The organism is Variovorax brevis (assembly GCF_030317105.1).
GTDB classification, from domain to species: domain Bacteria; phylum Pseudomonadota; class Gammaproteobacteria; order Burkholderiales; family Burkholderiaceae_C; genus Variovorax; species Variovorax brevis.
Genome location: NZ_JASZYG010000002.1, coordinates 103,686 through 127,081 on the forward strand (window position 1 = coordinate 103,686; position 23,396 = coordinate 127,081).

Below are 23,396 nucleotides of genomic sequence, written 5' to 3' on the forward strand. Positions count from 1 at the left end.
GCGTATTCTCAGTGCACGACCATCAGGGTGAACGGCCACACATAGGCCTGCAGGGTCACATACAGGCCCACCAGCGCCGCCAGCGCGATCGAGTGGAAGAACACGTAGCGCAGGATGTCGCCCTCGTGATTGAACCACCGCGTCGCAGTGGAAGCCACCACGATCGACTGCGCGTCGATCATCTTGCCCATCACCCCGCCCGAGCTGTTGGCCGCGCCCATCAGGTTCGCGCTCAGGCCCAGTTGCTCGGCCGCCACCTTCTGCATGCCCCCGAACAGCACGTTCGATGCGGTGTCGGAGCCCGTCATCGCCACGCCGATCCACCCCATCAGCGTGCCGAAGAAGGGATAGAGCGCGCCGGTGTTGGCGAAGGCCAGGCCCAGCGTGGTGTCGGTGCCCGAGAAGCGCGTGAGCGTGCCAAGCGCAAGCATCAGCACGATGGTCATGAGCGAATAGCGCACCAGCCACAAGGTGCGAAAGAAGATGCGCACGATCTCGACCGGATTGAACTTCAGGAACAGCGCACTCACGATGGCCGAGAACAGGATGCCGGTGCCGGTGGCCGACAGGAGGCCCAGCACATAAACGGCGCCTTCCTTGGTGGGCGCGGGCACGACAGGCGGCATCTTCTCTACCATGTTGTGCAGGCCGGCCATCGGGAACGAGGGCGCGAAGATGCCGTTGAGCGCGGCCTTGACCGGCGGCAAGCCCCACACGAAGACGAACACCGACAGGATCAGCCACGGCGTCCAAGCGCGGATGAGCTCCGCACGTGGATGCACCACGATGGGCGCTGGCGGCTTGGCTTCGTGCGCGCTCACGTCCTTGCCGGGCAGCGAGGGGGACTCCCAGATCTTCTTGGGGTGCCAGACGCGCAGGAACAGCACCAGGCTCACCATCGAGATGATGGCGGCGATGATGTCCACGAGTTCCGGGCCGATGAAGTTGGAGACCAGGTATTGCGGAATGGCGAATGACAGGCCCGTCACCAGGATGGCCGGCCAGATCTCCATCATTCCCTTGCGCCCGGCAAAGGCCCAGATGAGCCAGAACGGCACCAGCAGCGAGAAAACCGGCAATTGCCGGCCAATCATCGCGGTGACTTCCATCAGGTCGTAGCCGTGCACCTTGGCCAGCGTGATGACCGGCGTGCCGAGCGCGCCGAAGGCCACCGGCGCGGTGTTGGCGATCAGGCTCAGGCCCGAGGCGGCCAGCGGCGAGAAGCCCAGCCCGATCAAGATGCCCGCGGTCACCGCCACCGGCGTGCCGAAGCCGGCCGCGCCTTCGAAGAATGCGCCGAAGCAGAACGCGATCAGCAGCAACTGGATTCGCCGGTCCTCCGTGATGCCCGAGAGCGAATCCTGCAGCACCTTGAAGCTGCCGCTCTGCTCGGCCAGCTGCTGCAGGAAGATGATGTTGAGCACGATCCAGCCGATGGGCAGCAGGCCGGTGAGGCCGCCAAAGAGCGCCGAGCGCCCTGCCATGTCCACCGGCATGCCGTAGGCGAACACGGCCACGGCGATGGCGGCGAGAAGCCCGAGTCCGGCCGCGATGTGGGCCTTGATGTGAAAGAAGCCAAGGCACGCGAGCATCACCACCACCGGGATCGCGGCGAGCGTGGTGGAAATGATCATGTTGCCGAACGGGTCGTAGATCTGCTGCCAGGTCATTTGTTGTCTCCGTTGTTTTGTGCCTGCACTGTAGGCAATGACTCCCTATTGCGGGTTGATCGTTTTTTGCACGAAGCTTGAACAAAATTTGCGGAACACGGTCAGGGCAACGTCTGCACCAGCCAGTCGACAAAGGCCGCGCATTGCCACCGCTCCAGCGCGCCCGGCTGCCAGCAGACGTAGTGCCTGTGCGGCGACGTCACCGGCCGGTCCGACAGCGGAACGAGTCGTCCGGCCTCGAGCCAGGCCGCGCCCAGCTTCAGCCGCACCAGCGCCACGCCGAAGCCGCTGGCCGCCGCGTCGTAGACAAGGCCCAGGTCGTTGAACTGGGCGCCGACATGCGGTTCGGGATGGTCCAGGCTGCAACTCGCGAACCAGGTGCTCCAGGGCTCCAGTGGGCTGCGGATCAGTCGCGCGCTGGCGATCTCGGATGCGGTGCGAAAGCCGTTGAAGGGACCGAACTCGTTGAGGTAGCTGGGGCTGCAGGCCGGCACGATCTGCTCCTCCATCAGCAGGCGGTGCTCGCAGTCGGCGTAGGCGCCGGGGCCGTAGCGCACCTCGAGGTCAGCCTGCTCGGCGGTCACGTCGAGCAGCGGAATCGACACCTGCAGCACGAGGTCGATCTCCGGATAGAGGTTGCGAAACAACTCCAGCCGCGGCATCAGGAACTGGCGGCTGAACGTGGGCGTGACCGCCACGCGCAGGCGCGTCGCACGCTGCGCCGCTTCGCCGGCCGGCACGGACTGCAAGGCCGCCAGCCCGATGCGCACATTGGCCAGATAGGCGGCGCCGTCGGCCGTGAGGCTGAAGTCGCTGCGCCCGAACAGCTTGAAGCCCACGTGGGACTCGAGCTGGCGGATGCGGTGGCTGACCGCACTGGTCGTCACGCAAAGTTCGTCGGCCGCGCGCCCTGCATGCCGCAGCCGCGCCACGGCCTCGAAGGTCAGCAGGCACTGGATCGGCGGGATGTGCTGCAGCGACATGCGGTTTCAGTCAGTCATCGAAGAAGTTGACCGGCAGGCCCGGCGCGTCAACGCGCTGGTGGATGACATGGCCCGATGCCGGCAGGCGCGCGACTTCTGCCGCCGGCCGGCCCTTGCGGGCGCTGGTGACGAAGAGCGTGCGCAGGTCATCGCCGCCGAAGCAGGGCATGGTCGGGCATTGCACGGGCAAGGGCAATGCGGCGACCTGCTTGCCGTCGGGCGCGAAGCGCAGCAGCTGCGCGCCTTCGAACATGGCCACCCAGTAGTGGCCTTCGGCATCGACCGTGGCGCCGTCGGGGCGACCGCCGTAGCCTGAGGGTGCGTCGGCACTCCAGCCTTCGGGCTTGCTGGCGAAGCGGTGAAAGACGCGGCCGTAGGACAGCACATTGGCGTCTGCCGCCCAGCTCCATACGCGCACCAAGTGCGCGGGCGTGTCGGCCCAGTAGAGCGTTTCGCAGTTGGGCGAGAACGCCAGGCCGTTGGCGGTGGTCGCGTCGTTGGCCATCGGCGTGAGCGTCGGCGCCATGCCGCCGCGTGCGTCCAGGCAATACAGGCGCGCGTTGGCGCGGTCCTTCGCCTCGTTGATGGAGCCCGCCCAGAAGCGGCCGAACGCATCGCATTTGCCGTCGTTGAAGCGCATGGTGCGCGCGTCGTGGTCGACGCGGGCCATCGCCACCAGTTCACCGCCCCACTCCTTCGCGCGATAGATACCGTCACGCAGCGCGACGACCAGTCCGCCGCGGCGCGCCGGCGCCATGCAACCGGGTTCGGTGGGCAGGTCCCAGCGCTCGATGGCCGGGCGGTCGATGTCGCCCCGTGTACGCAACACGGCACGGCCCGGGATGTCGAGCCAGTAAAGCGCGCGTTCCTGGGGGTGCCAGAAGGGCGACTCACCCAATTCGCTCGCCGATGAAGGAAGTGTTTGCCACATGCGGCCCATTGTGGCGCGCACGGGTCACCGCCGCACAAGAAAAAAGGCCCGCCTGAGCCGAAGCTCTGGCGGGCCGAACATCCAAAGGAGACTTGCGTTGGAGACTTCTTCTGGTTTCCGTTGATTGCGGGTGGTCGCAGGTTCAGCGGTTGTATGCGGTTTCGCCGTGCGAGGAGATGTCGAGGCCTTCGCGCTCTTCTTCTTCCGTCACGCGCAGGCCGATGGTGAGATCGGCGATCTTGTAGGCAATGAACGAAACCACGCCCGACCACACGATGGTGAGCATCACAGCCTTGAGCTGGATCCACACTTGTGCGCCGATGCCGTTGGAGACGATGCCTGCCGTGACCCAGTCGCCGACCAGGCCAGGGCCGCCGAGCGATTGGGTGTTGAACACGCCGGTGAGCAGCGCGCCGACGATACCGCCGACACCGTGCACGCCGAACACGTCCAGCGAGTCGTCCGCGCCGAGCATCTTCTTCAGGCCGTGCACACCCCACAGGCAGGCAAAGCCAGCCACGAAGCCGACGATGATGGCGCCCATGAGGCCCACGTTGCCGGCAGCCGGCGTGATCGCCACGAGGCCGGCGACGGCACCCGAAGCAGCACCCAGCATCGAGGCCTTGCCCTTCATCAGCGCTTCACCGATGCACCATGCGAGCACGGCAGCGGAGGTGGCCGAGAAGGTGTTCATGAAGGCGAGCACGGCGCTCGTGCCGGCTTCCAGGGCGGAACCCGCGTTGAAGCCGAACCAGCCAACCCACAGCAGCGAGGCGCCGACCATGGTGAGCGTGAGCGAGTGCGGTGTGAACGCTTCCTTGCCGTAGCCGATGCGCTTGCCGATCAGGATGGCACCCACGAGGCCGGCGACGGCCGCGTTGATGTGCACCACGGTGCCGCCTGCGAAGTCCAGGGCGCCCCATTGCCAGATCAGGCCGGCCTTGTCGTTCATGGCGTCGACCACTTCCTTGCTGGCGTACGCATCCGGGCCCATCCAGAACCAGACCATGTGCGCGATCGGCGCATAGCTGAAGGTGAACCACAGGGCCATGAACAGCAGCACCGCCGAGAACTTGATGCGTTCCGCGAAGGCGCCCACGATCAGGCAGCAGGTGATGCCGGCAAAGGTAGCCTGGAAGGCAGCGAACAGCAGCTCGGGGATGTAGACGCCCTTGCTGAAGGTCGCGCCGGGTGCGAACACGCCAGTGGCAGGATCGAAGATCCCCTTCATGAAGAGCCGGTCGAAGCCCCCGATGAAGGCATTGCCCTCGGTGAACGCCAGGCTGTAGCCGTAGATGAGCCACAGCACCACGATCATCGAGAACGTGACCATCACCTGCATCAGCACCGACAGCATGTTCTTGCTGCGGACCAGGCCGCCGTAGAACAGGGCCAGGCCGGGGATGGTCATCATGATGACCAGCAGTGTGGACACCAGCATCCAGGCGGTATCGCCCTTGTTGAACGACGGCGCGGGGGCGGCAGCGGGTGCTGCGGCGTCGGCTGCCGCCGGCGCGGCTGCTGCAGGTGCAGCGGCTGCGGGGGCGGACGCCGGTGCGGCGGGCGCGGCGGCCGGAGCCTCCGCAGCGGCGGGCGCCGCCGGTGTCGTTTGCGCAAAGCCGGACGTGCCGGCTGCCAGGACGCTCAAGCCGAGCGCCAGGGATATGAGCAGCTTCTTCATTGGTTTGTCTTTCGTGCCTGCTTTGAAATCAAAGAGCTTCGCGGCCGGTCTCGCCCGTGCGAATGCGCACGACTTGTTCCAGGTCGTACACAAAAATCTTTCCGTCGCCGATCTTTCCGGTGCGGGCGGCGCCTTCGACGGCTTCGATGACGCGCTCGACCAGGTCGTCGGCCACGGCCGCCTCGATCTTGACCTTCGGAAGGAAGTCAACGACGTACTCGGCGCCGCGATAGAGCTCGGTGTGGCCCTTCTGGCGGCCGAAGCCCTTGACCTCGGTGACGGTGATCCCCTGCACACCGATGTTCGACAGTGCCTCGCGCACTTCGTCGAGCTTGAAGGGTTTGATGATGGCTGTGACCAGCTTCATGGAAGTTCTCCTGGAGATAAGCGTTCGCGGGCGAGTTACAGCGTCTTGGTGAGCGCGACGATGAAACGCGCCTTGTTCGGCGAGAGGACCTTGCCGTCGGTGCCGGTGGCTTCGAAGGCGCTTTCATGGTTGGCGCCCTGGACCATGCCCGCCAGCGTCAAGCCGCTGCCCAGGTCATAGCCCACACCCACGCTGTAGTCCATGTAGCTCTTGTACGTGGTGTTGTTGCGGATGTCCGACGAGAAGTACGTGTAGCCCAGGCCCGCATTGAAGGTGAGCTTGGAAACAATTTCCTTGGAGTACGTCAGGTTGATGTAGCTGGTACCGGTGCCCTTCAGACCCGACCCGGCCTTGTTGCCTGCGTAGTTGAAGTAGTCGTCCGACACGGTGCCCGAGTACTTCGCCTTGAAGGTACCTGCCACTTCGCTGGTGTAGCCCACCGAGCCGTAGAGCTCGACCGTGGTGCCGGCGGAGTTGCCCGGATAGATGTAGCTCCACACGCCGAAGTCGAGGTCGACCACGCCGGCCTTGAACTTGTAGCCGCCGTAGACGTCGCTCTCGATGCTGTTGCCCGGCAGCCAGTTGACGCTGGAGTTCCAGTTGCCGACGTAGAAGCCGGAGTCACCGAAGGCATAGTCGAAGCCGCCCTGGATGGCCGGCTTGAAACCGGAAGTCTTGAACTCGCCATTGGAGCCAAGGACGTCCTGGTCCTGGCCGCGGAACTTGTAGTTGGAGGTCAACGTGACGTTGCCGGTCAGGTTGGGAGCGGGCGCCGGTTCCGCGGCTGGCGCGGCTGCTGGGGTCGCGGTTTGCGCGAGCGCAGGGGCCGAGACGGTCAGCGCGGTCGCCAATGCGGCCAGGGCCAGAGCGGTTTTACGGTGCATCATTCGGGGGACTCCTCGTTGGGGTGGTGGTGTTGAAACCACATCAAAGCAGGGAGCGTGCCAAAGTGTTTCCATCGGTTGCCAAGCCGAGCGAAGCGCCATCTTGGTCATCATAAAAAACAAGTGCCGGCGAAAGGCCGCACCCAAGGATGGATGCACCATCTTGGGGAAAGGGAGTGTCATGAGTTTGTCATTGGTGCAGAGCCGCGCCTTGCTGGGCCTCGAAGCGGCCCAGGTCACCGTGGAGGTGCACCTGGCCAACGGCCTGCCCAGCTTCACGCTGGTGGGCTTGGCGGATGTGGAAGTGAAGGAGGCGCGCGAAAGGGTGCGCTGCGCCATCCAGAACGCGGGGCTGGAGTTTCCGAACAACAAAAGGATCACGGTCAATCTGGCGCCGGCCGACCTGCCCAAGGACTCAGGACGCTTCGATTTGCCGATTGCGATGGGCATCCTGGCGGCAAGCGGGCAGGTGGATGCCACCAAGCTGGCCGGCCATGAGTTCGCGGGTGAGTTGTCACTTTCCGGTGACTTGCGGCCAGTTCGGGGAGCGCTGGCGATGGCATTGGCGCCAGAGGTCGGGCGGGCGGGCACGCGCCTGGTGCTGCCGGCGGCGAGCGCGCAAGAGGCCGCGCTGGTGCCGGGCGTGCACGTTTATGGCGCGAGGCATCTGCTGGATGTGGTTGCGCAGTTTCTGCCAGAGGGGGCCGCGCCTGTCGAGCCCTCGCGCGAAGGCTGGGTGCGCGCGACTGCCGCGGCACCGGTCAAGCAAGCATTCACTGCGGACCTGGCCGACGTGAAGGGACATCTGGCTGCCAAGCGCGTGCTCGAAATTGCGGCGGCTGGCGCACACAGCCTGCTGATGGTCGGGCCGCCGGGGTCGGGAAAGTCGATGCTCGCGCACCGCTTTGCCGGCTTGCTGCCCCCGATGAACACACACGAGGCGCTGGAAAGCGCGGCGGTTGCCAGCCTGGACGGGCGCTTCACTGCCCAGCGCTTCGGGCAACGGCCGACGGCGTCGCCGCATCACACTTCCAGTGCGGTGGCACTGGTGGGGGGCGGATCGCCGCCGCGGCCCGGCGAAATCTCCCTGGCCCACCATGGCGTGCTCTTCCTGGATGAGTTTCCCGAATTCGCACGTCCGGCACTTGAAGCGCTGCGCGAGCCGCTGGAGACCGGGACCATCACCATTTCCCGCGCGGCACGACGCGCGGAGTTTCCGGCCCGCTTCCAGCTCATCGCAGCGATGAACCCCTGCCCTTGCGGCCATCTGGGCTCGCCGCTGAAGAACTGTCGCTGTTCGCCGGACCAGGTCGCGCGCTACCAGGGAAAACTGAGCGGGCCCCTGCTCGACCGGATTGACCTGCACATCGAAGTGCCCGCCGTTGCGGCGCAGGAACTGCTCGACGCACCGCCGGGCGAAGCGACGCAGTCCGTGCGAGAACGCGTGGCGCGCGCCCGCGAGCGCGCGGTGACGCGTCAGGGCAAGCCAAACCAGGCGCTGCAAGGTGCAGAGATCGATGCGCATGCGGCGCTCGATGCAGCGGCGCGCACGCTGCTGCAGAACGCGTCAGCAAAATTGGGCTGGTCCGCGCGCAGCACGCACCGGGCACTCAAGGTGGCCCGCACGATTGCGGACATGGCGCAAAGCGATGTGGTCCAGGCGGCGCATGTGGCTGAGGCCGTGCAATACCGGCGGGCGTTGCACGCGGCGGATTGAGCCCCAACCGCTCTGCGCCACTCGCCAATATTCAAGTGGCGGGTGCGCGAAAAAACCTCGTCATGGCCTTGTTACAGGTATGACTTCTACTTACTATGCAGTGGGCATTTCGCTGAATTCCACGATGGATCAGCGACAGGGGGAATGCATTCGACAGAACTGTCGGCGTACGACAACGCATGCAATCGATTCATCACATCGGCTTCGTGAAGCCCCGATGTGCTCCGGCGACGGGCACGCGGGGTGACTCGTCGCGGTGATCGACAGCAATCCTGCACCTCCCTGAACGCGCAGCGGCCCGATGTCTCTTGCCATCCGGGGCCTTGCCTCGATGGTCTTCTGTCGTTCTTCGTTCAAGGAATTGCCATGGCCACCTCCATGTTCACCACCCCCGCCACCTTCACTGTCCCTGTCGGCGTGCAGGACAGCTACTTCGACGTCCTGTTCGCCAACGCATCTCCCTTCGGGCCCGCCGGAACGACGCTTGACGGATGGTGCATCCAGGCGAACACGACGCTGAACGTGGGCACCGGCTACGGCTACTCGGCTCATGCCTATTCGAGTTATGAAGCGGCGACCCTCAACGCCACCCTGCCCGCCGCGAACTACGCCAATCTGGACAACATCAACTGGCTGCTGAACTACTACACGGGCAGCAACCCGGGCATCACCTCCAATGACGTGCAGACCGCCATCTGGCAATTGATGGGCCAGGTGGGCGGTGCCAACACGGTGCTGACCGACTTCGCCCTGGCGCACGACGGCTATGTGCCTGACGTGGGCCAGTCGCTGGCGGTGGTCATCGATCCCGTCGATGCCTATGGCGTTCACGGCCAGACCGTGATCGTGGAAACCAAGGCCGCCAAGATCGGCGACCGCGTCTGGGCAGACGTCGATGCGGACGGCATCCAGGACGCGGGCGAAGCCGGCATTGCGGGCGCCATGGTGCAACTGGTGCGCGACGCCAACGGCGACGGCCAGTTCACCGGCACAGAGATACTGGCAACCGCCACCACGAACGCCAGCGGCAACTACAACTTCAAGGGCCTGACGCCCGGCCTGAGCTATCAGGTTCGCTTTGTCATGCCCACGGGCTACAACTCCGCCAGCCCACGCCACGCCGACGGCAACACGGGGTCGGGCGTCAACAGTGACGGCCTGGTTTCCAACATCATCGTGCTGCAACCCGGCCAGTACAACGCGTCCATCGATGCGGGCTTCTACAAGTCCGCCTCCATCGGCGACAAGGTCTGGAACGACACCAACGCCAACGGTGTGCAGGACGCGGGCGAGACGGGCAAGGCCGGGGTCATCGTCAATCTCTATCGTTGCGTCGACGGCACGCCCACTTCCTTCGTGACCTCCACAGTCACCGATGCCAGTGGCAACTACCGCTTCAGCAACCTGCCGGCCGGCCAGTACATCGTCCAGTTCACCAGCACGGATGGCTCAGTGCTGAGCACTGCCAACATGGGCGGCGATGCCATCGACTGCGATGCGCTGAACGGCGGCTTCACCGGCTGCTACACGCTGGCCGGGGGTGAGACCAACAACACGGTGGATGCGGGCTTCTACAAGCCGATCACGCTGGGCGATCGCGTGTGGAACGACACCAACGCCAACGGCATCCAGGACGCCGGGGAGACGGGCAAGGCCGGCGTGACGGTGCAGCTCTACACCTGCGTGAACAACGCCCCCGGCACGCTCGTGGCCACCAGCACGACGGACGCCAACGGCAACTACAGCTTCGCGGGCCTGAAGCCGGGCGACTACATGCTCAGGTTCATCGCCTCCGACGGCTCGGTGCTGAGCACGGCCAATGTGGGCAGCAACGACCTCGTCGATTCCGACGCCGGCACCAACGGCTTCACCGGTTGCTACACCTGCGCCCAGAACAACGTCTCGGTCGATGCGGGCTTCTACAAGGCAGCCAGCATCGGCGACAGGGTGTGGAACGACACCAACAGCAACGGCGTGCAGGACGCAGGGGAAACGGGCAAGGCCGGCGTCACCGTTCAGCTGTACACCTGCGTGAACAACGCGGCCGGGACGCTGGTAGCGACCACGACAACTGACGCGAACGGCAACTACAGCTTCACCGGCCTGAAGCCCGGCAACTACATGCTGAAGTTCGCTGCGGCCGATGGCTCGCTGTTGAGCACGGCCAACGTGGGCAGCGACGCGCTCGACTCGGATGCGGGCGTCAACGGGTTCACCGGTTGCTACACGCTCGCCTCCGGCGCGTCCAACACCACGGTGGACGCGGGCTTCTACAAGAAAGCGAGTATCGGCGATCGCGCCTGGAACGACACGAACGCCAATGGCGTGCAGGATGCCGGCGAGACGGGCAAGGCCGGAGTGCTGGTCAATCTCTTCGCATGCAGCGACGGCACGCCCACGGCTTCCGTTGGCTCCACGGTGACGGACGCCAACGGCAACTACCGCTTCAACAATCTGGAAGCCGGACAGTACATCGTCCAGTTCACTGCGGTCGATGGCACGGTGCTGAGCACGGCCAATGTGGGCGACGACGCGTTTGATTCCGACGTGCTGGCAGGCGGCTTCACGGGCTGCTACATGCTGGCTGCTGGCGAGACCAACAACACGGTGGATGCGGGCTTCTACAAGGCGGCCAGCGTTGGCGACCGGGTATGGAACGACACCAACGCCAATGGCGTGCAGGATGCGGGCGAGACGGGCAAGGCCGGCGTCACGGTGCAGCTGTACACCTGCGTGAACAACTCGCCCGGGACCTTGGTGTCAACGACCAACACCGACGCAAGCGGCAACTACAGCTTTGCCGGACTCAAGCCCGGCAACTACATGCTCAAGTTCATCGCGGCCGACGGCTCCGTATTGACCACGGCCAACGTCGGCAACGACATGCTCGACTCCGATGCGCTCGCCAACGGCTTCACGGGTTGCTACACGCTGGGCTCGGGCACGACGAACACCACCGTGGATGCAGGCTTCTACAACGGTGCCACGCTCGGGGACCGCGTGTGGAACGACACCAACGCCAACGGCATCCAGGACGCGGGCGAGGCAGGCAAGGCCGGCGTCACCGTGCAGCTGTACACCTGCGTGAACAACGCGACCGGCACGCTTGTGGCCACGAGGACGACCGATGCCAACGGCAACTACAGCTTCACCGGCCTCAAGCCAGGTGACTACATGGTGAAGTTCGTCGCTTCCGATGGCTCGGTACTGAGCACCGCCAACGTGGGCAGCGATGCACTGGACTCCGATGCGGGCACCAACGGCTTCACCGGCTGCTACACGCTGGCGTCGGGCGCCGCCAACACCACGGTTGATGCCGGCTTCCATTTCCTGTCACCTGTACTGAATCCGGACCAGTTCACCGTTTGCGAAGATCGTTCAACAACCTTCAACGTACTCGCCAACGACTTTGGCCAGAACCTGAAGCTTGTCGGCGTGTCCCACGAATCGGCAGCACTTCAATCGAATTTCACGTCGCGCGGCGGCTCGCTGAGCTTCACGGCCGATGGCCAGGTCACCTACAAGGGCATGACCGACTACTACGGCTTCGACAAGCTGGTGTACACCGTTCAAGATCAGACGACCGGCGCGCTGTATCAACAAACGGCGAACGTCACGGTACACGCAGTGTCGGATGCGCCGACAGCCGGTGCGGGCGCGTCATATCACCCAGGCGGCTGGGCGTACGCCTTTGCCAATGGCTGGGCGCACGTCTACAAGATGAGTGACTTCGGATCGTTCTCCGATGCGAAGGATCAGCTGCAACAGTTCGGCACCTACAACAATGGCGTTGCCAATGACGTCGACGTTGCCCAATCCATCGTCGTCTCCGGACTTGACCGCGCCGGTGGCGTGATCAAGTACAACGGAGTCGCGCTGAACTTCACTGGAGGGATGGAATACGAGATCCCCGTCGCCGACGTTCAGGCAGGCAAGCTCGTGCTCGAATTCACGACTGCCTATGTCGCATACAACCTGAGCTGGCACTACAAGGACTCGGGCACCGTTCAGAACGCAGCGTGTCATGACGGCTCGGTCATGTCGAACAACGTTTGCACGACGATCGCCACGCCCATTGCGCTGGACCTCAATGGCGACCAGCATCGGCGACAAGGTGTGGAACGACACCAACCGCAACGGCGTGCAGGACGCGGGCGAGGCCGGCAAGGCCGGCGTGACGGTGCAGCTGTACACCTGCGTGAACAACGCGCCGGGCACGCTGGTGGCCACCAGGACCACGGATGCCAACGGCAACTACAGCTTCGCGGGCCTCAAACCCGGCGACTACATGCTCAAGTTCATCGCCAACGACGGCTCGCTGCTGAGCACGGCCAACGTGGGCAGCAGCGACCTGGTCGACTCCGACGCCGGCACCAATGGCTTCACGGGCTGCTACACCCTTGCATCGGGCACCGCCAACACCTCGGCGGACGCTGGCTTCTACCAGCTGGCGGCCATTGGCGATCGCGTGTGGAACGACACCAATGCCAACGGCATCCAGGATGCGGGCGAGACGGGCAAGGCGGGCGTGCTGGTCAACTTGTTCGTTTGCAGTGGCGGCGTGCCCACGGCCGCCGTTGGCTCCACGGTCACCGATGCCAACGGCAACTACCGCTTCGTGAACCTGCCTGCCGGTCAATACATCGTGCAGTTCACGAGCACGGACGGCACGGTGCTCAGCACGGCCAACATCGGCGATGACGCATTCGACTCCGACGTGCTGGCGGGCGGCTTCAGCCTGGGTGACAAGGTCTGGCTCGACACCAACCGAAACGGCATCCAGGACGCAGGGGAAGCCGGCAAGGCCAACGTGGTGCTTCAGCTGTACAAGGTCGGTGCCGACGGTGTGGCCGGCACGGCGGATGACGTCTACGTCGCCCAGCAAACCACGGACGCCAACGGCAACTACAAGTTCACCGGCCTCGTGCCCGACACCTATACCGTGAAGGTCGTGGGCACAGGCCTGAACGCAGCCAGCGAGGAAATCACCATCGCCAATGCCGGGAGCAACGATGCAAGCGACTCCGACGCGTCGACACTGGCCGCCAATCGCATCAGCGGCTTTACCGACGCCGTCACGCTGCGCAGCGGCCAGGACAACACCACCGTGGACATCGGCGTCACTGGCCGACTGGGCAGCATCGGCGACACGGTCTGGATGGATACCAATCGCGATGGCGTGCAGAACGATGGCAACACCGGCGTGGGCGGCGTGACTGTCCAGCTCAAGTCCGCTGGTGCGGACGGCATCTTCGGCACGGCGGATGACGTGGTCTTGCAAACGAAGACGACCGATATCAGCGGCAAGTACCTGTTCACGGGCCTCACCGCGGGCAACTACCAAGTGCAATTCGGCCAGGCTGCCGGCACTGAGTTCACCTTGGCGAACGTGGGAGCCGACACGACCGACAACGACGCCAACCGGTTCAACGGCACCACGGACACGATCACGCTCGCCGCGGGACAAGATCGCACCGATGTCGACGCCGGGCTGCGTGCGGCAAAAGCTTTCCTTGGAGATCGGGTCTGGTACGACACCAATGGCAATGGCGTCCAGGACGCGGGCGAAGCGGGCGTGGCCGGGATGACCGTGCAACTCATTGATCCGACCAAGGCACCGAATGTCGGCCCGGGGGGCGGGAAACAAGTCCAAGTCATCGCGACGACGACCACCGACGCCAACGGAAACTACGGCTTCTTCGACCTCGATGCAGGCCTGTACCAGGTGCGTTTCGTGAACAAGGAAGGCTATGAATGGACCTCTCGCGACAGCGGTGGAAATGACGCGGCTGACTCGGACGCCAACATCTACACCGGCATGACCGATGTCATCAGCTTGGCCACTGGCCAGCAGAACAAGACCATCGATGCCGGGATCGTCGTGGCAACCCATGGCAAGGTCGGCGACTTCGTCTGGTGGGACGCCAATCACAATGGCATCCAGGACGGCGGCTACTACGAGCCGGGCTTCACGAACATCAAGGTTTCGCTGCAGGACAGCCAGGGCAACACCATTGCGACGACGCGCACCGATACCTCGGGCAAGTACCTGTTCACCAACCTGGATGAAGGCGACTATCGGGTGGTGTTCGAGAACGAGGGCGCAGGCCAATGGGCGCGTGCGGACGTCGGCAACAACGACCTGATCGATGCCGACGCCTACAGCACGACAAAGATCGCGTACACGCCGTACTTCCACCTGAACCAGGGCCAGACGGACCTGACCTGGGACGCCGGCATCACGCCGATCGTGCTGGACCTGGATGCCAACGGCATCCAGACGGTGAGCCGCTTCGACTCAACCGGCAGCTTCGACCTGTTTGGCGACGGCACGGCTGTGGAATCGGGCTGGATCTCCTCGGGCGACGCCTTCCTGGCGGTGGACAGCAACCACAACGGCAGCATCGACAGCGTGTCCGAACTGTTCGGCGGCACTTCCAAGGGGGCAGGCTTTGCCAAGCTGGCCAGCTTCGACAGCAATGGCGATGGCCTGGTGGACGCCAAGGATGCAGCGTTCAAGGACCTGACGGTCTGGCGCGATGCCAACGGCAACCATGCGACCGATGCGGGCGAGTTGATGACGCTGGCCCAGGCCGGTGTCGACAGCCTGAAGGTCGCGCACACGGACGTGCCTGAAGTCGATGCGCAGGGCAACCTGCACCTCGAGCGCAGCAGCGCCACGCTGGCCGGCGGCCAGGAAGTCGCCATGACGGACGTGTACTTCGCGGTCTCGGGCGAGGACGCCAAGGCAGCGGGCGTATCGGGCCCCAGCATGGCCGAGTTGCTCGGACATGAGTCGCTGGACGGCGTGCTCGGCAGCGTTGCACCTGCCACAACGGTGGCAGCCAACGACGTGGAGCCAGCTGTTGACGTCAGCGAGGCAGCCGAACTGCTGCGCAAGCTGAGCGCCGCGATGCATCAAGGCAACGAGTCGCACGCAATGGCGGCCTGATGTGACAAAGGTCACTGGGCCGGCTTGGCCCAGTCACCTTCGCACTCAACTGTAGGCCGATGCCGGCGCAATCCCGGCCCTTTCGCAATGCTTCCTGACAGTCCAGAACGGATCATCGCATTCGTCAGTAAGGGTCAGGTTTTGGTCGCGATGAATCGTTCGCGCAAGAAGCCTCCCTGATTAACCACACGCCTGCTGGCACCCCGGGCGCTGCATGAAAGCTCGTGCAGCGCCATCCCATTGGGCAACCTCATGATCGACAAAATTTCTTCCTCAGGGTCGGCCGAGCCGACGACGGCAACGCTGTTGCCTCAGTCTCCGCTGCAGGAAAGCATCGTCTTTCTTGCACGCTTCTTCGGCACACCCATCCAGGTCGAGCGCCTGCGCGACAGCCTGGCCGCGCACGAGCAAGACCACCGTCACATTCCCGAAGACGAGGCCATGTCCCAGTTGCTGGGTCATGCCGGACTGGCAGGCACGCCATTGCGAAGCGGTCAGCGCCGCCGTCACACCGAATTGCCAGCGTTGGTGCTCGGCGAAAACGGACGATGCCTTGTCGTGCTCTCGCTCAAAGACGGGCAGATGGAATGTCATTCACCGGGCATCGAAGGCACGAGCTGGCTCGACCTCGAAGCCATCGAGCGTGAAGCACCCAACGCGCGCTGGCTCGCCGCACGGCCCCAGCTGCATTTCGACCAGCGCAGCCTGCTCTACACCTTGCCGCAAGTCGGCCGCTGGTTCTGGGACACCTTCCAGCGCAATCGCTGGATGTTCGCCTGGGCCCTGCTGGGCACCGTGGTGCTGAATGTCTTTGGCGCACTGATCCCGTTCTACAGCATGGCGGTGTACGACCGCGTGATTCCGCACAACGCGCTCAACAGCCTGGGCGTGTTGACCACTGCAGTTGTGCTGCTCACCGGGTTCGAATTCACGATGCGCTTGCTGCGCAGCAATCTGCTCGAAACGGCAGCGCGGCGCATGGACGTGGCCCTTTCGTCCAAGGTGTTTGCGCAATGCCTGCGCATGCGTGCTGCGGACCGTCCGGCTTCCGGCGGCGTGTTGGCCAACACCGTGCGCGACTTCGAATCGGTGCGCGAATTTTTCGCCACCAGCACGCTGACCGTGCTGGGCGATTTGCCTTTCATGTTCCTGTACCTGGCCGTCATTGCGCTGGTGGGCGGGCCTCTCGTGTTCGTTCCGCTGATCTGCATTCCCATCCTGCTGGGCATCTCGTTCGCCGCTCGCAAGCCCTTGGCGCGCAAGGTCAACGATTCGATGCAGGAAAGCTCGCAGCGCACCGCGCACCTGTTCGAGACCATGAACGGCCTGGACACGGTGAAGGCCCTCGGCGCCGAAGCCTGGAGCCGCCGCAAGTGGGAATCGCTGACACAAGCGATTGCGCAAAACAGCCTCGAGACGCGCGAGATCACTGCTCGCATGAACTACGCCAATACGGCGGTGCTGGGCCTGGCGGCCGTTGCAGTGGTCGCCGTCGGCGCCGTCATGATGAGCGCGCATTCGTTGAGCCTGGGCCAGATCATCGCGGTGAGCATGCTGACCGCTCGCGCGCTGTCGCCGGTCAGCCAGATCGCGGGCCTGGTGCTGCGCTGGGAACAGACCAAGCTGAGCTACGCGGCGCTCAACAAGATCATGTCGGCACCGACCGATGAAGCGGCCTCGAGCCTGCAGGCACCACCGCTGAGCGGCACGCTCGAATTCCGCGACATGAGCTTTGCCTATCCGAAGCAGCCGCCCACCGTCGAACGCCTGAACATACGCATTCGCGCGGGCGAGCGCGTCGGCATCATCGGCAAGCTGGGTTCGGGCAAGAGCACGCTGCTCAAGCTGATCCTGAACCAGTACGCACCGGAAACCGGCGCTGTGCTGGTCGACGACATCGTGACCACGCAGATCGAGCCCTTGTCGCTGCGTCGCCAGATCGGGTACGTGCCGCAAGACGTCACGCTGTTCCACGGCACCATGCGCGAGAACATCGAGATCGGCCGCGTGCAGGGCGACGACAACGCGTTGCTCGAGGCCATGCGCAACTCCTGCCTCGACGAAATCGTCACACAGTTGCCGCAGGGCGTCGCGACGCCCGTCGGCGAGCGCGGCGAGCGGCTTTCCGGCGGCCAGCGCCAACTGGTCGCGATTGCGCGCGCCTTGCTGACCTCGCCTCCGCTGCTCTTGCTCGACGAGCCCAGCAGCATGGTCGACCCGACCACCGAGCAAAAGCTCATCGCCCGTATGCGCGCGCTGCCCCGCACGACCGTCGTGCTGGTCACGCACCGCATGGCCATGCTCGCATTGATCGATCGCCTGATCGTGATGGACCGTGGCCGCATCGTGGCCGACGGCCCGCGCGACGAAGTTCTCAAGGCGCTGGCCCAGCGCCCCACCACCAGCGACGCCAAGCCCGCGGCGTCGCCCGCGCCTCAAGACGCCTCCAACGAAATGCAGGTTGCAAAGTGACTGACGAACTCAAAGCCCGGCCGCTTCCGACGGCCCATCCGGACCCCGATCGAGGCCCCCAACGCACCGTGCTCGCCATGGTGGGTCTGGTTGGTGTCTTCCTGCTGGTCGCGATTGTCTGGGCCAGCGTGGCCAACCTGGACGTCGCCGTACAGGTCAAGGGCGTGGTGACACCGCCCAGCAAGCTGCAGGAAGTGCAGAGCCTGGAAGGCGGCATCGTCGAGGAGATGCTGGTGGCGCCTGGCGAAAAGGTCAAGAAAGGCCAGTTGCTGGTGCGCCTGGACACGGCGCAATACACCTCCGGGCGTGGTGAAAGTCGACAACGCTATCTGGCCGCGCTGGCAGGCCGCGCGCGAACCGACGCGTTGCTCAATGGCGGCGAGCCCCTGTTCGCTTCTTCGTGGCGCGCGGAAGCGCCGGACCTGATCGAAAAGGAAACGCAGTTGTGGCGCGACGGCTTGCGCGAGTTCCGCGCCACCGTCGATGCGGCGCGTGAAGGGTCGGTGCGTCGCAGCGCCGAGTTGCGCGAGGCGCAGGCGCGCATCCAGTCGCTCGCGCCGGCCATCAAGGTGGGCGAAGAGAGCTTCGCCATCGAAGAAAACCTGTTCAAAGAAGGCGCGGGTGCGCGCGCCGACTACCTGGGTGCACAGCAGAAGTTGCTGGGCCAGAAGGCCGAGCTCGACGCGCTGCGCCAATCGATCCCGCGTCTGCGGGCCGGCTTGGCGGAAGCCGACGCGCAGGCCGCACAAGCCACGTCGAGACTGCGTGCCCAGTGGGGCGCCGAGCGCTCGGAATTCGAAACCAAGGTGACGAGCATTGCCGCCACGCTCGAAGGCCACGAAGACAAGGTCGCGCGACGCGAGTTGACGTCGCCGGTGGATGGCGTGGTCAACCGCGTGCTGATTCCGACCCGAAACGGCGTCGCGCAGCCGGGCAAGCCGATCCTCGAGATCGTGCCGGAAGAGTCGATGCTGCAGATGTCGGCGCGCGTGTTGCCCGTCGACGTCGGTTTCTTGCGCCCCGGCCAAGCCGCGCACGTGCGCGTGCTGGCCTATGACTCCGCAACCTACGGCCAGATGGACGCAACGCTCGATCGCATCGGCGCGGACGCCATCACCGACGAAAAGGGAGAGTCCTATTTCGAGGTTCAGCTCTCAGCCGCGCGCGACCAACTCAAGCTTCACGGCAAGCCACTGGCCATCAGCGCCGGCATGCCGCTGGACGTGAGCATCCTGACGGGTGAGCGCAGTGTCATGCAGTACTTGCTCAAGCCCGTGTTGCGCGGCGTGCAAGGCGCCTTGCAAGAACGCTGAAGAGCGCCGTTTCATCCATCACTCCACGCCATGATCTCCCAACACTTTCCGCCTGGACGCCTGTCGGGCTCCCTCTTCCTGGCTTGTCTCCTGGGCGCGTCCTTGCCTGCCTTCGCCGAGCGTGCCGCGCCGCCCGTGGTCTCCCTGCCGGCTGCCGTATCCAGCACGCATCCGTCGGAAGTGCTGGTGCCGCGCGGCGCGCCCGAGTCCTTGCAAGACCTGCTGACACGCACGCTCGAGCAAGACCCGCAGCTGCAGGTGTCCAACGCCTTGCTCGGCGTTTCCGAAGAACGCCGCGTGCAGGCACGATCTCGCCTGGCCCCGGTGCTCAATGTGCAAGGCTCGTATGGCAAATCGAGGGAAAGCGTGCTGGGTCGCACAGTGGACGGAAAGACCGATCAATCATCCGCATCGCTGCGCTGGAACCTCTTCAACGCAGGCAACGATGTGGCCGAGTTCAATGGCTCCACGCAAGACGTGGCCGCCGCGCAGCAAGACGTTCGCCGCGCGCGCGAGGAAATCGGCGAACGTATTGCCAGCGCCTACGCCGAGCTGTTGCGCCACGAAGAACTGATTCCGCATTCGCTCGAGCGCATGCGCGAGGCCAAGCGTCTCGTCGATCAGGTCAAGCGCGCCAACGAACTGGGCAAGCTGGCGGACGTCGATGCCAGCCAGGCACAGGCCGCTTTGCTGGACGCCCAGGTCGCCCACGGGCAACTGATGGCGGACATGCGTGCCGCCCAAAGCCGCATGGTCATCCTGACCGGCGACGACTTGCGCCCCACCAAGCCGGTGAAGTTGCCGGTCAGCTACCTGATCAGTCCCGCATCGGGCGCCTCAGGCCTCGTTGCAGCCGCACAGCTGCGCGCCGACGCGGCCGACGAGCGCGTGCTGCCCTGGCTTTCCAGCATCGCACCGCGCATCGACTTCCAGTACGACAAGCAACTGAGCAATCGAACCTCGCCCGGCAGCGACCCCACGCAACTGAGCGGCTGGCAGGTGGTTGCACGCTGGGATCTTCCGCTGGGCGGCGAAAACCAGGCGCGTCGCGCTGAAGGCGTGAAGCGCGCCGAGGCGGCCCAAGCCGAGGCGGACCGCGTGCTGCGCACCGTGCAGGCCGAACTCGCGACCCTGCCACCGCGGATGGCGCAAAGCGAAAGAGCCATCGAGCAACTCGACAGCCAGGTGATCCAGTACAACGACCTGGTTCGCGCGGGTGACCTGCAGTTCCAGGCCGGGCGCCGGAGCCTGACGCAACTCGTGCAGGTGCTTGAAAGCCGCTATGTCGCGCAGCAACGGCGCGCCGATGAAGGGCAGCGGCTGTTGATGTCACGGCTGCGTTATCTCATCCTGCGCGGCGACTTCCTTGCGGCGATGGGCTTGACTCCCAAGTAGTAAAGCCTGAGGGTGACCGCTGCACCCTCTTGATGGATATTCGGGTGCGCTCAGGCCGGTGGAACGGCCGGTGCACCGTGAATCGTGCTGGCCTCGAGAGGTCGCATCGCCTTGAGCAGATCACGCGTGCCTGCGCCCCACTTGCCCATGGCCTGCAAGGCCTGGACGAGGCTCGCGTCGAGCACCCGCACACGCTGCGGTGCGACGACATAGACCGCACCGGAAAGCGGGGTCGGCGAGCCGGGCACGAAGATGGTGTAGCGGCCATCGTCATGCTGCTCGACGACAAAGGCGATCAAGGCCTGGTCGTCGAACTCGACGAGCGCCACTTCGAATTCAGCGGTCTCATCGCCAAAGCTGCGGCGCATGACACTGCGGATGAATGAATACCCGGGAATGCGCTCGAGCAAGGTGACATTGACCCAGTGCCCCAAGCGCTTGCCCGCCCAGGTGCGCATTGCCAGCCCGACGAGAAAGCTCGCCAGCAGCACCAACGCGATCGCCACGATGTTGTGGTGCCCTGCCTCGACCGGCACGAGCGACACGATCGGCTTCACCAGTGCCACCATGCCTTGCATGGCCTTGGCCAGCAGCAGCACGGCCAGGTAGATGGGCAGCAGCACCAGCACTCCGCCGATGAAGGTGGTCTTCACGAATCCCCAGATCGCGTGCATGGCGTTTCCCCTTCTTCAGCGTGACCGAAGCCCTTTTCAGAGCAGCCCGCGTTTCGCCAGGTTGCGCATCAGCGCGCCGATGCCGAACTCCCAGCGCGCGGCCTGGTCGGAATGCACCACGCGATTGACCAGCGCACCCAGTTCAGGTGCCGCGATCACCACGCGGTCGCCCACCACGTGCGTGAAGCCCTGCCCCGGTCCATGCCGGTCTTGCGTGGGCGCGAACATGGTGCCCAGGAAGAGCATGAAGCCGTCCGGATACGCATGATGCGGTCCGATGGCGTGCGTGACGATGTCCAGCGGATCGCGGCTGATCTTCGACAGCGAACTCGATCCTTCGAGCACGAAGCCCTCGGGCCCCGTCACGTTCAGCGCGACCGTGACGCGCCGCACATCGTCGATGCCGAAGTGCTCGTCGAACAGTCGGATGAACGGCCCGATGGAACACGACGCGTTGTTGTCCTTCGCCTTGCCGAGCAGGAGCGCGCTGCGGCCTTCGAAGTCGCGCAGGTTCACGTCGTTGCCCAGCGCCGCGCCGAGGGTTTCGCCGCGGCTGTTGACGGCCAGCACGACCTCGGGCTCGGGGTTGTTCCACACCGACTTGGCGTGGATGCCCACGTCCGCTCCCCAGCCCACGGACGAGAGCACCGGCGCCTTGGTGAAAATCTCTGCGTCCGGGCCGATGCCCACTTCGAGGTACTGCGACCAGGCGCCTTGCGCGATGAGCACGTCCTTGACCTTGGCGGCCTGCGGCGAGCCGGGCACGATGCCGGCCAGGTTGTCGCCCAGCACGCCGCTCAGGGCGGTGCGGATCGCCTCGGCCTTCGAGGCCTCGCCGCGCGATTGCTCTTCGATCACGCGCTCGAGCAGGCTTTCGACGAAGGTCACGCCGCTGGCCTTGATGACCTGCAAGTCGCAGGGCGCGAGCAGCCAGGCCTTCGAGGTGTCGCGCGTGGTCTCGTCGCTGTTGGCCAGCACTTCGTCGAGCGAAGCGATGCACGGTGCCTTGCCGTCTTTCAGCGCAGACCGCACGCGCGTCGCCGCGTCGCTGGATTCCAGGAGTTGGCTGGCGGTGGGCGCGATGGCTGACAAGTCGTGCAGCCCACCCTGATGCACCGCCACCGGGGTCGGCCCGACATCGGGTTGCCAGATGCGGCCGATGAGCGTGGCGCGATCGGCGTCGCGCGGGAGGGTCTGGGCGGGAGAGAGGGTCGCGTTCATGAGGTCTCCGTAAGGTGCGTGCAGGCCATGCGGCACCGCCTGCAAGGGCGGATTCGCCGCGTGGCGCCGATCGTACGGGATGCGCGCAAAATGCGCGCCCTCTTCCGCTCTCTTCCGGCCGCGGTACGACTTACTTGCGCACCTTCGCGATCTCGGCCATCAGTTCCTTGACCGTGGCTTCACCGACGTTCGCGCTGTACTTGTCGATCACCGGCTTGACCTTTTCACGCAGCTTGGCCATCTCCGCCGGCGGCAGTTCGGTCACCGTCATGCCGGCCGTCTTGAGCGCTTCCAGCGCACTGTCCGCCGCGCCGCGCGACACCTGGCGCTGGAACTTCGTCGCCTCGTTGGCCGAGTCGGTGATGATCTTCTTCTCCTGGTCGCTCATGCCGTCCCAGGTCTTCTTGCTGATGATCAGCGCCTGCGGGTTGTAGATGTGGCGCGTCTGCGTGATGTACTTCTGCACTTCCGCGAACTTGGACGACAAGATCACCGTGTTGGGGTTCTCCTGGCCGTCGACCGCCTTCTGGTCCAGCGCCGAATACAGCTCGGGGAAAGGCAGCGGCGTCGCGTTGGCGCCCAGCGTGTTGAACAGGTCGACGTAGATTGGCGACTGGATCACGCGGATCTTCAGGCCCGCGATGTCTTCTGCCTTGGCGATCGGGCGCTTGCTGTTGGTGAGGTTTCGAAAACCCAGGTCCCAGTAGCCCAGGCCATGCAGGCCTTTTTCTTCCAGCGTGCCCATGAGCTTCTGGCCGAAGGGGCCGTCGGTCACTGCGTCGGCTTCCTGCCCGTTGTTGAACAGGAAGGGGAAGTCGTAGGCCGCGAACTCCTTGACCTGCGCGCTCAGGATGCCAGCGTTCAGCACCGTGATCTCGATCGTGCCGCCCTGCAAGGCCGACACCGTCTGCAAGTCTCCGCCGAGCGATCCGCCAGGGAACAGCTTGACGGAGATCTTGTTCTCCGACTTGGCGGCCACCAGTTCGGCGAACTTCTGCGCACCTTGAGCCTGCGGGTGGCCCGTCTGGTTCTGGAACGCGAACTTGAGTGTGCGCTCTTTCACCTGCGCGCCCGCTGCGGTCATGGCGACCAGGGCTGCTGCTGCCACGAGGGTCTTCCAGATTCGAATTTTCATG

Annotated in this window: 14 protein-coding genes and 1 pseudogene; 6 read left to right on the forward strand and 9 right to left on the reverse strand. The window is 64.9% G+C overall.

The genetic code is table 11. From position 1 onward, the window contains the following. Positions 1 to 8: 8 nt before the first annotated feature. The 6 genes from QTI66_RS05175 to QTI66_RS05200 all read right to left on the reverse strand — a co-directional run bounded on the left by QTI66_RS05175 (position 9) and on the right by QTI66_RS05200 (position 6,519). Positions 9 to 1,670 carry an L-lactate permease gene (locus tag QTI66_RS05175; protein WP_286557917.1) on the reverse strand — a complete coding sequence of 554 codons (1,662 nt, stop codon included), beginning with the start codon at positions 1,668 to 1,670 and terminating at the stop codon, positions 9 to 11. A gap of 101 nt (positions 1,671 to 1,771) precedes the next feature. Further along, positions 1,772 to 2,653: a LysR substrate-binding domain-containing protein gene (locus QTI66_RS05180; RefSeq protein WP_286557918.1), complete on the reverse strand. Its 882-nt coding sequence runs from the start codon at positions 2,651 to 2,653 to the stop codon at positions 1,772 to 1,774. Between the two features lie 10 nt (positions 2,654 to 2,663). Then, positions 2,664 to 3,584: an SMP-30/gluconolactonase/LRE family protein gene (locus QTI66_RS05185; RefSeq protein ID WP_286557919.1), complete on the reverse strand. Its 921-nt coding sequence runs from the start codon at positions 3,582 to 3,584 to the stop codon at positions 2,664 to 2,666. A gap of 142 nt (positions 3,585 to 3,726) precedes the next feature. Then, positions 3,727 to 5,265 (reverse strand): ammonium transporter, encoded by a 1,539-nt coding sequence (locus QTI66_RS05190; RefSeq protein ID WP_286557920.1) that lies wholly within the window; start codon positions 5,263 to 5,265, stop codon positions 3,727 to 3,729. Between the two features lie 28 nt (positions 5,266 to 5,293). Then, a complete protein-coding gene (gene glnK / locus QTI66_RS05195) occupies positions 5,294 to 5,632 on the reverse strand; it encodes a P-II family nitrogen regulator (RefSeq protein WP_286557921.1) in 339 nt (112 codons plus the stop codon). A gap of 35 nt (positions 5,633 to 5,667) precedes the next feature. Next, positions 5,668 to 6,519 carry a TorF family putative porin gene (locus QTI66_RS05200; protein ID WP_286557922.1) on the reverse strand — a complete coding sequence of 284 codons (852 nt, stop codon included), beginning with the start codon at positions 6,517 to 6,519 and terminating at the stop codon, positions 5,668 to 5,670. A 178-nt stretch (positions 6,520 to 6,697) separates the two neighbouring features. On the opposite strand from QTI66_RS05200, the gene QTI66_RS05205 reads away from it, so the two are divergent. The 6 genes and pseudogenes from QTI66_RS05205 (at position 6,698) to QTI66_RS05230 (ending at position 20,365) form a co-directional block, all read left to right on the forward strand. Continuing rightward, on the forward strand, positions 6,698 to 8,233 hold the full coding sequence (locus tag QTI66_RS05205; RefSeq protein WP_286557923.1) for a YifB family Mg chelatase-like AAA ATPase: 1,536 nt from the start codon (positions 6,698 to 6,700) through the stop codon (positions 8,231 to 8,233). A gap of 705 nt (positions 8,234 to 8,938) precedes the next feature. After that, positions 8,939 to 11,839: pseudogene (locus QTI66_RS05210) on the forward strand (SdrD B-like domain-containing protein); the annotation flags it as partial. Between the two features lie 484 nt (positions 11,840 to 12,323). Next, complete coding sequence (locus QTI66_RS05215; protein ID WP_286557924.1) at positions 12,324 to 15,185, forward strand: SdrD B-like domain-containing protein; 2,862 nt, start codon at positions 12,324 to 12,326, stop codon at positions 15,183 to 15,185. A gap of 252 nt (positions 15,186 to 15,437) precedes the next feature. After that, positions 15,438 to 17,657, forward strand: coding sequence for a type I secretion system permease/ATPase (locus tag QTI66_RS05220; RefSeq protein ID WP_286557925.1), 2,220 nt, complete (start codon positions 15,438 to 15,440; stop codon positions 17,655 to 17,657). Continuing rightward, positions 17,654 to 18,970, forward strand: a complete 1,317-nt coding sequence (locus tag QTI66_RS05225; protein WP_286557926.1) for an HlyD family type I secretion periplasmic adaptor subunit — start codon at positions 17,654 to 17,656, stop codon at positions 18,968 to 18,970. Before QTI66_RS05220 ends, QTI66_RS05225 begins: the two co-directional genes overlap by 4 nt. 30 nt (positions 18,971 to 19,000) lie before the next feature. Next, positions 19,001 to 20,365, forward strand: a complete 1,365-nt coding sequence (locus QTI66_RS05230) for a TolC family protein (RefSeq protein ID WP_286557927.1) — start codon at positions 19,001 to 19,003, stop codon at positions 20,363 to 20,365. Positions 20,366 to 20,415: 50 nt separating this feature from the next. On the opposite strand, the gene QTI66_RS05235 is transcribed toward QTI66_RS05230, so the two are convergent. The 3 genes from QTI66_RS05235 to QTI66_RS05245 all read right to left on the reverse strand — a co-directional run bounded on the left by QTI66_RS05235 (position 20,416) and on the right by QTI66_RS05245 (position 23,395). Further along, the gene (locus QTI66_RS05235; protein ID WP_286557928.1) at positions 20,416 to 21,039 is read right to left on the reverse strand and encodes a DUF502 domain-containing protein; all 624 of its coding nucleotides are present in this window, start codon (positions 21,037 to 21,039) and stop codon (positions 20,416 to 20,418) included. 36 nt (positions 21,040 to 21,075) lie between these two features. Continuing rightward, entirely contained in the window at positions 21,076 to 22,260 is a 1,185-nt protein-coding gene (locus QTI66_RS05240) for a fumarylacetoacetate hydrolase family protein (RefSeq protein ID WP_286557929.1), read from the reverse strand. Positions 22,261 to 22,390: 130 nt separating this feature from the next. Beyond that, complete coding sequence (locus QTI66_RS05245) at positions 22,391 to 23,395, reverse strand: TRAP transporter substrate-binding protein (protein ID WP_286557930.1); 1,005 nt, start codon at positions 23,393 to 23,395, stop codon at positions 22,391 to 22,393. Position 23,396: the final 1 nt, after the last annotated feature.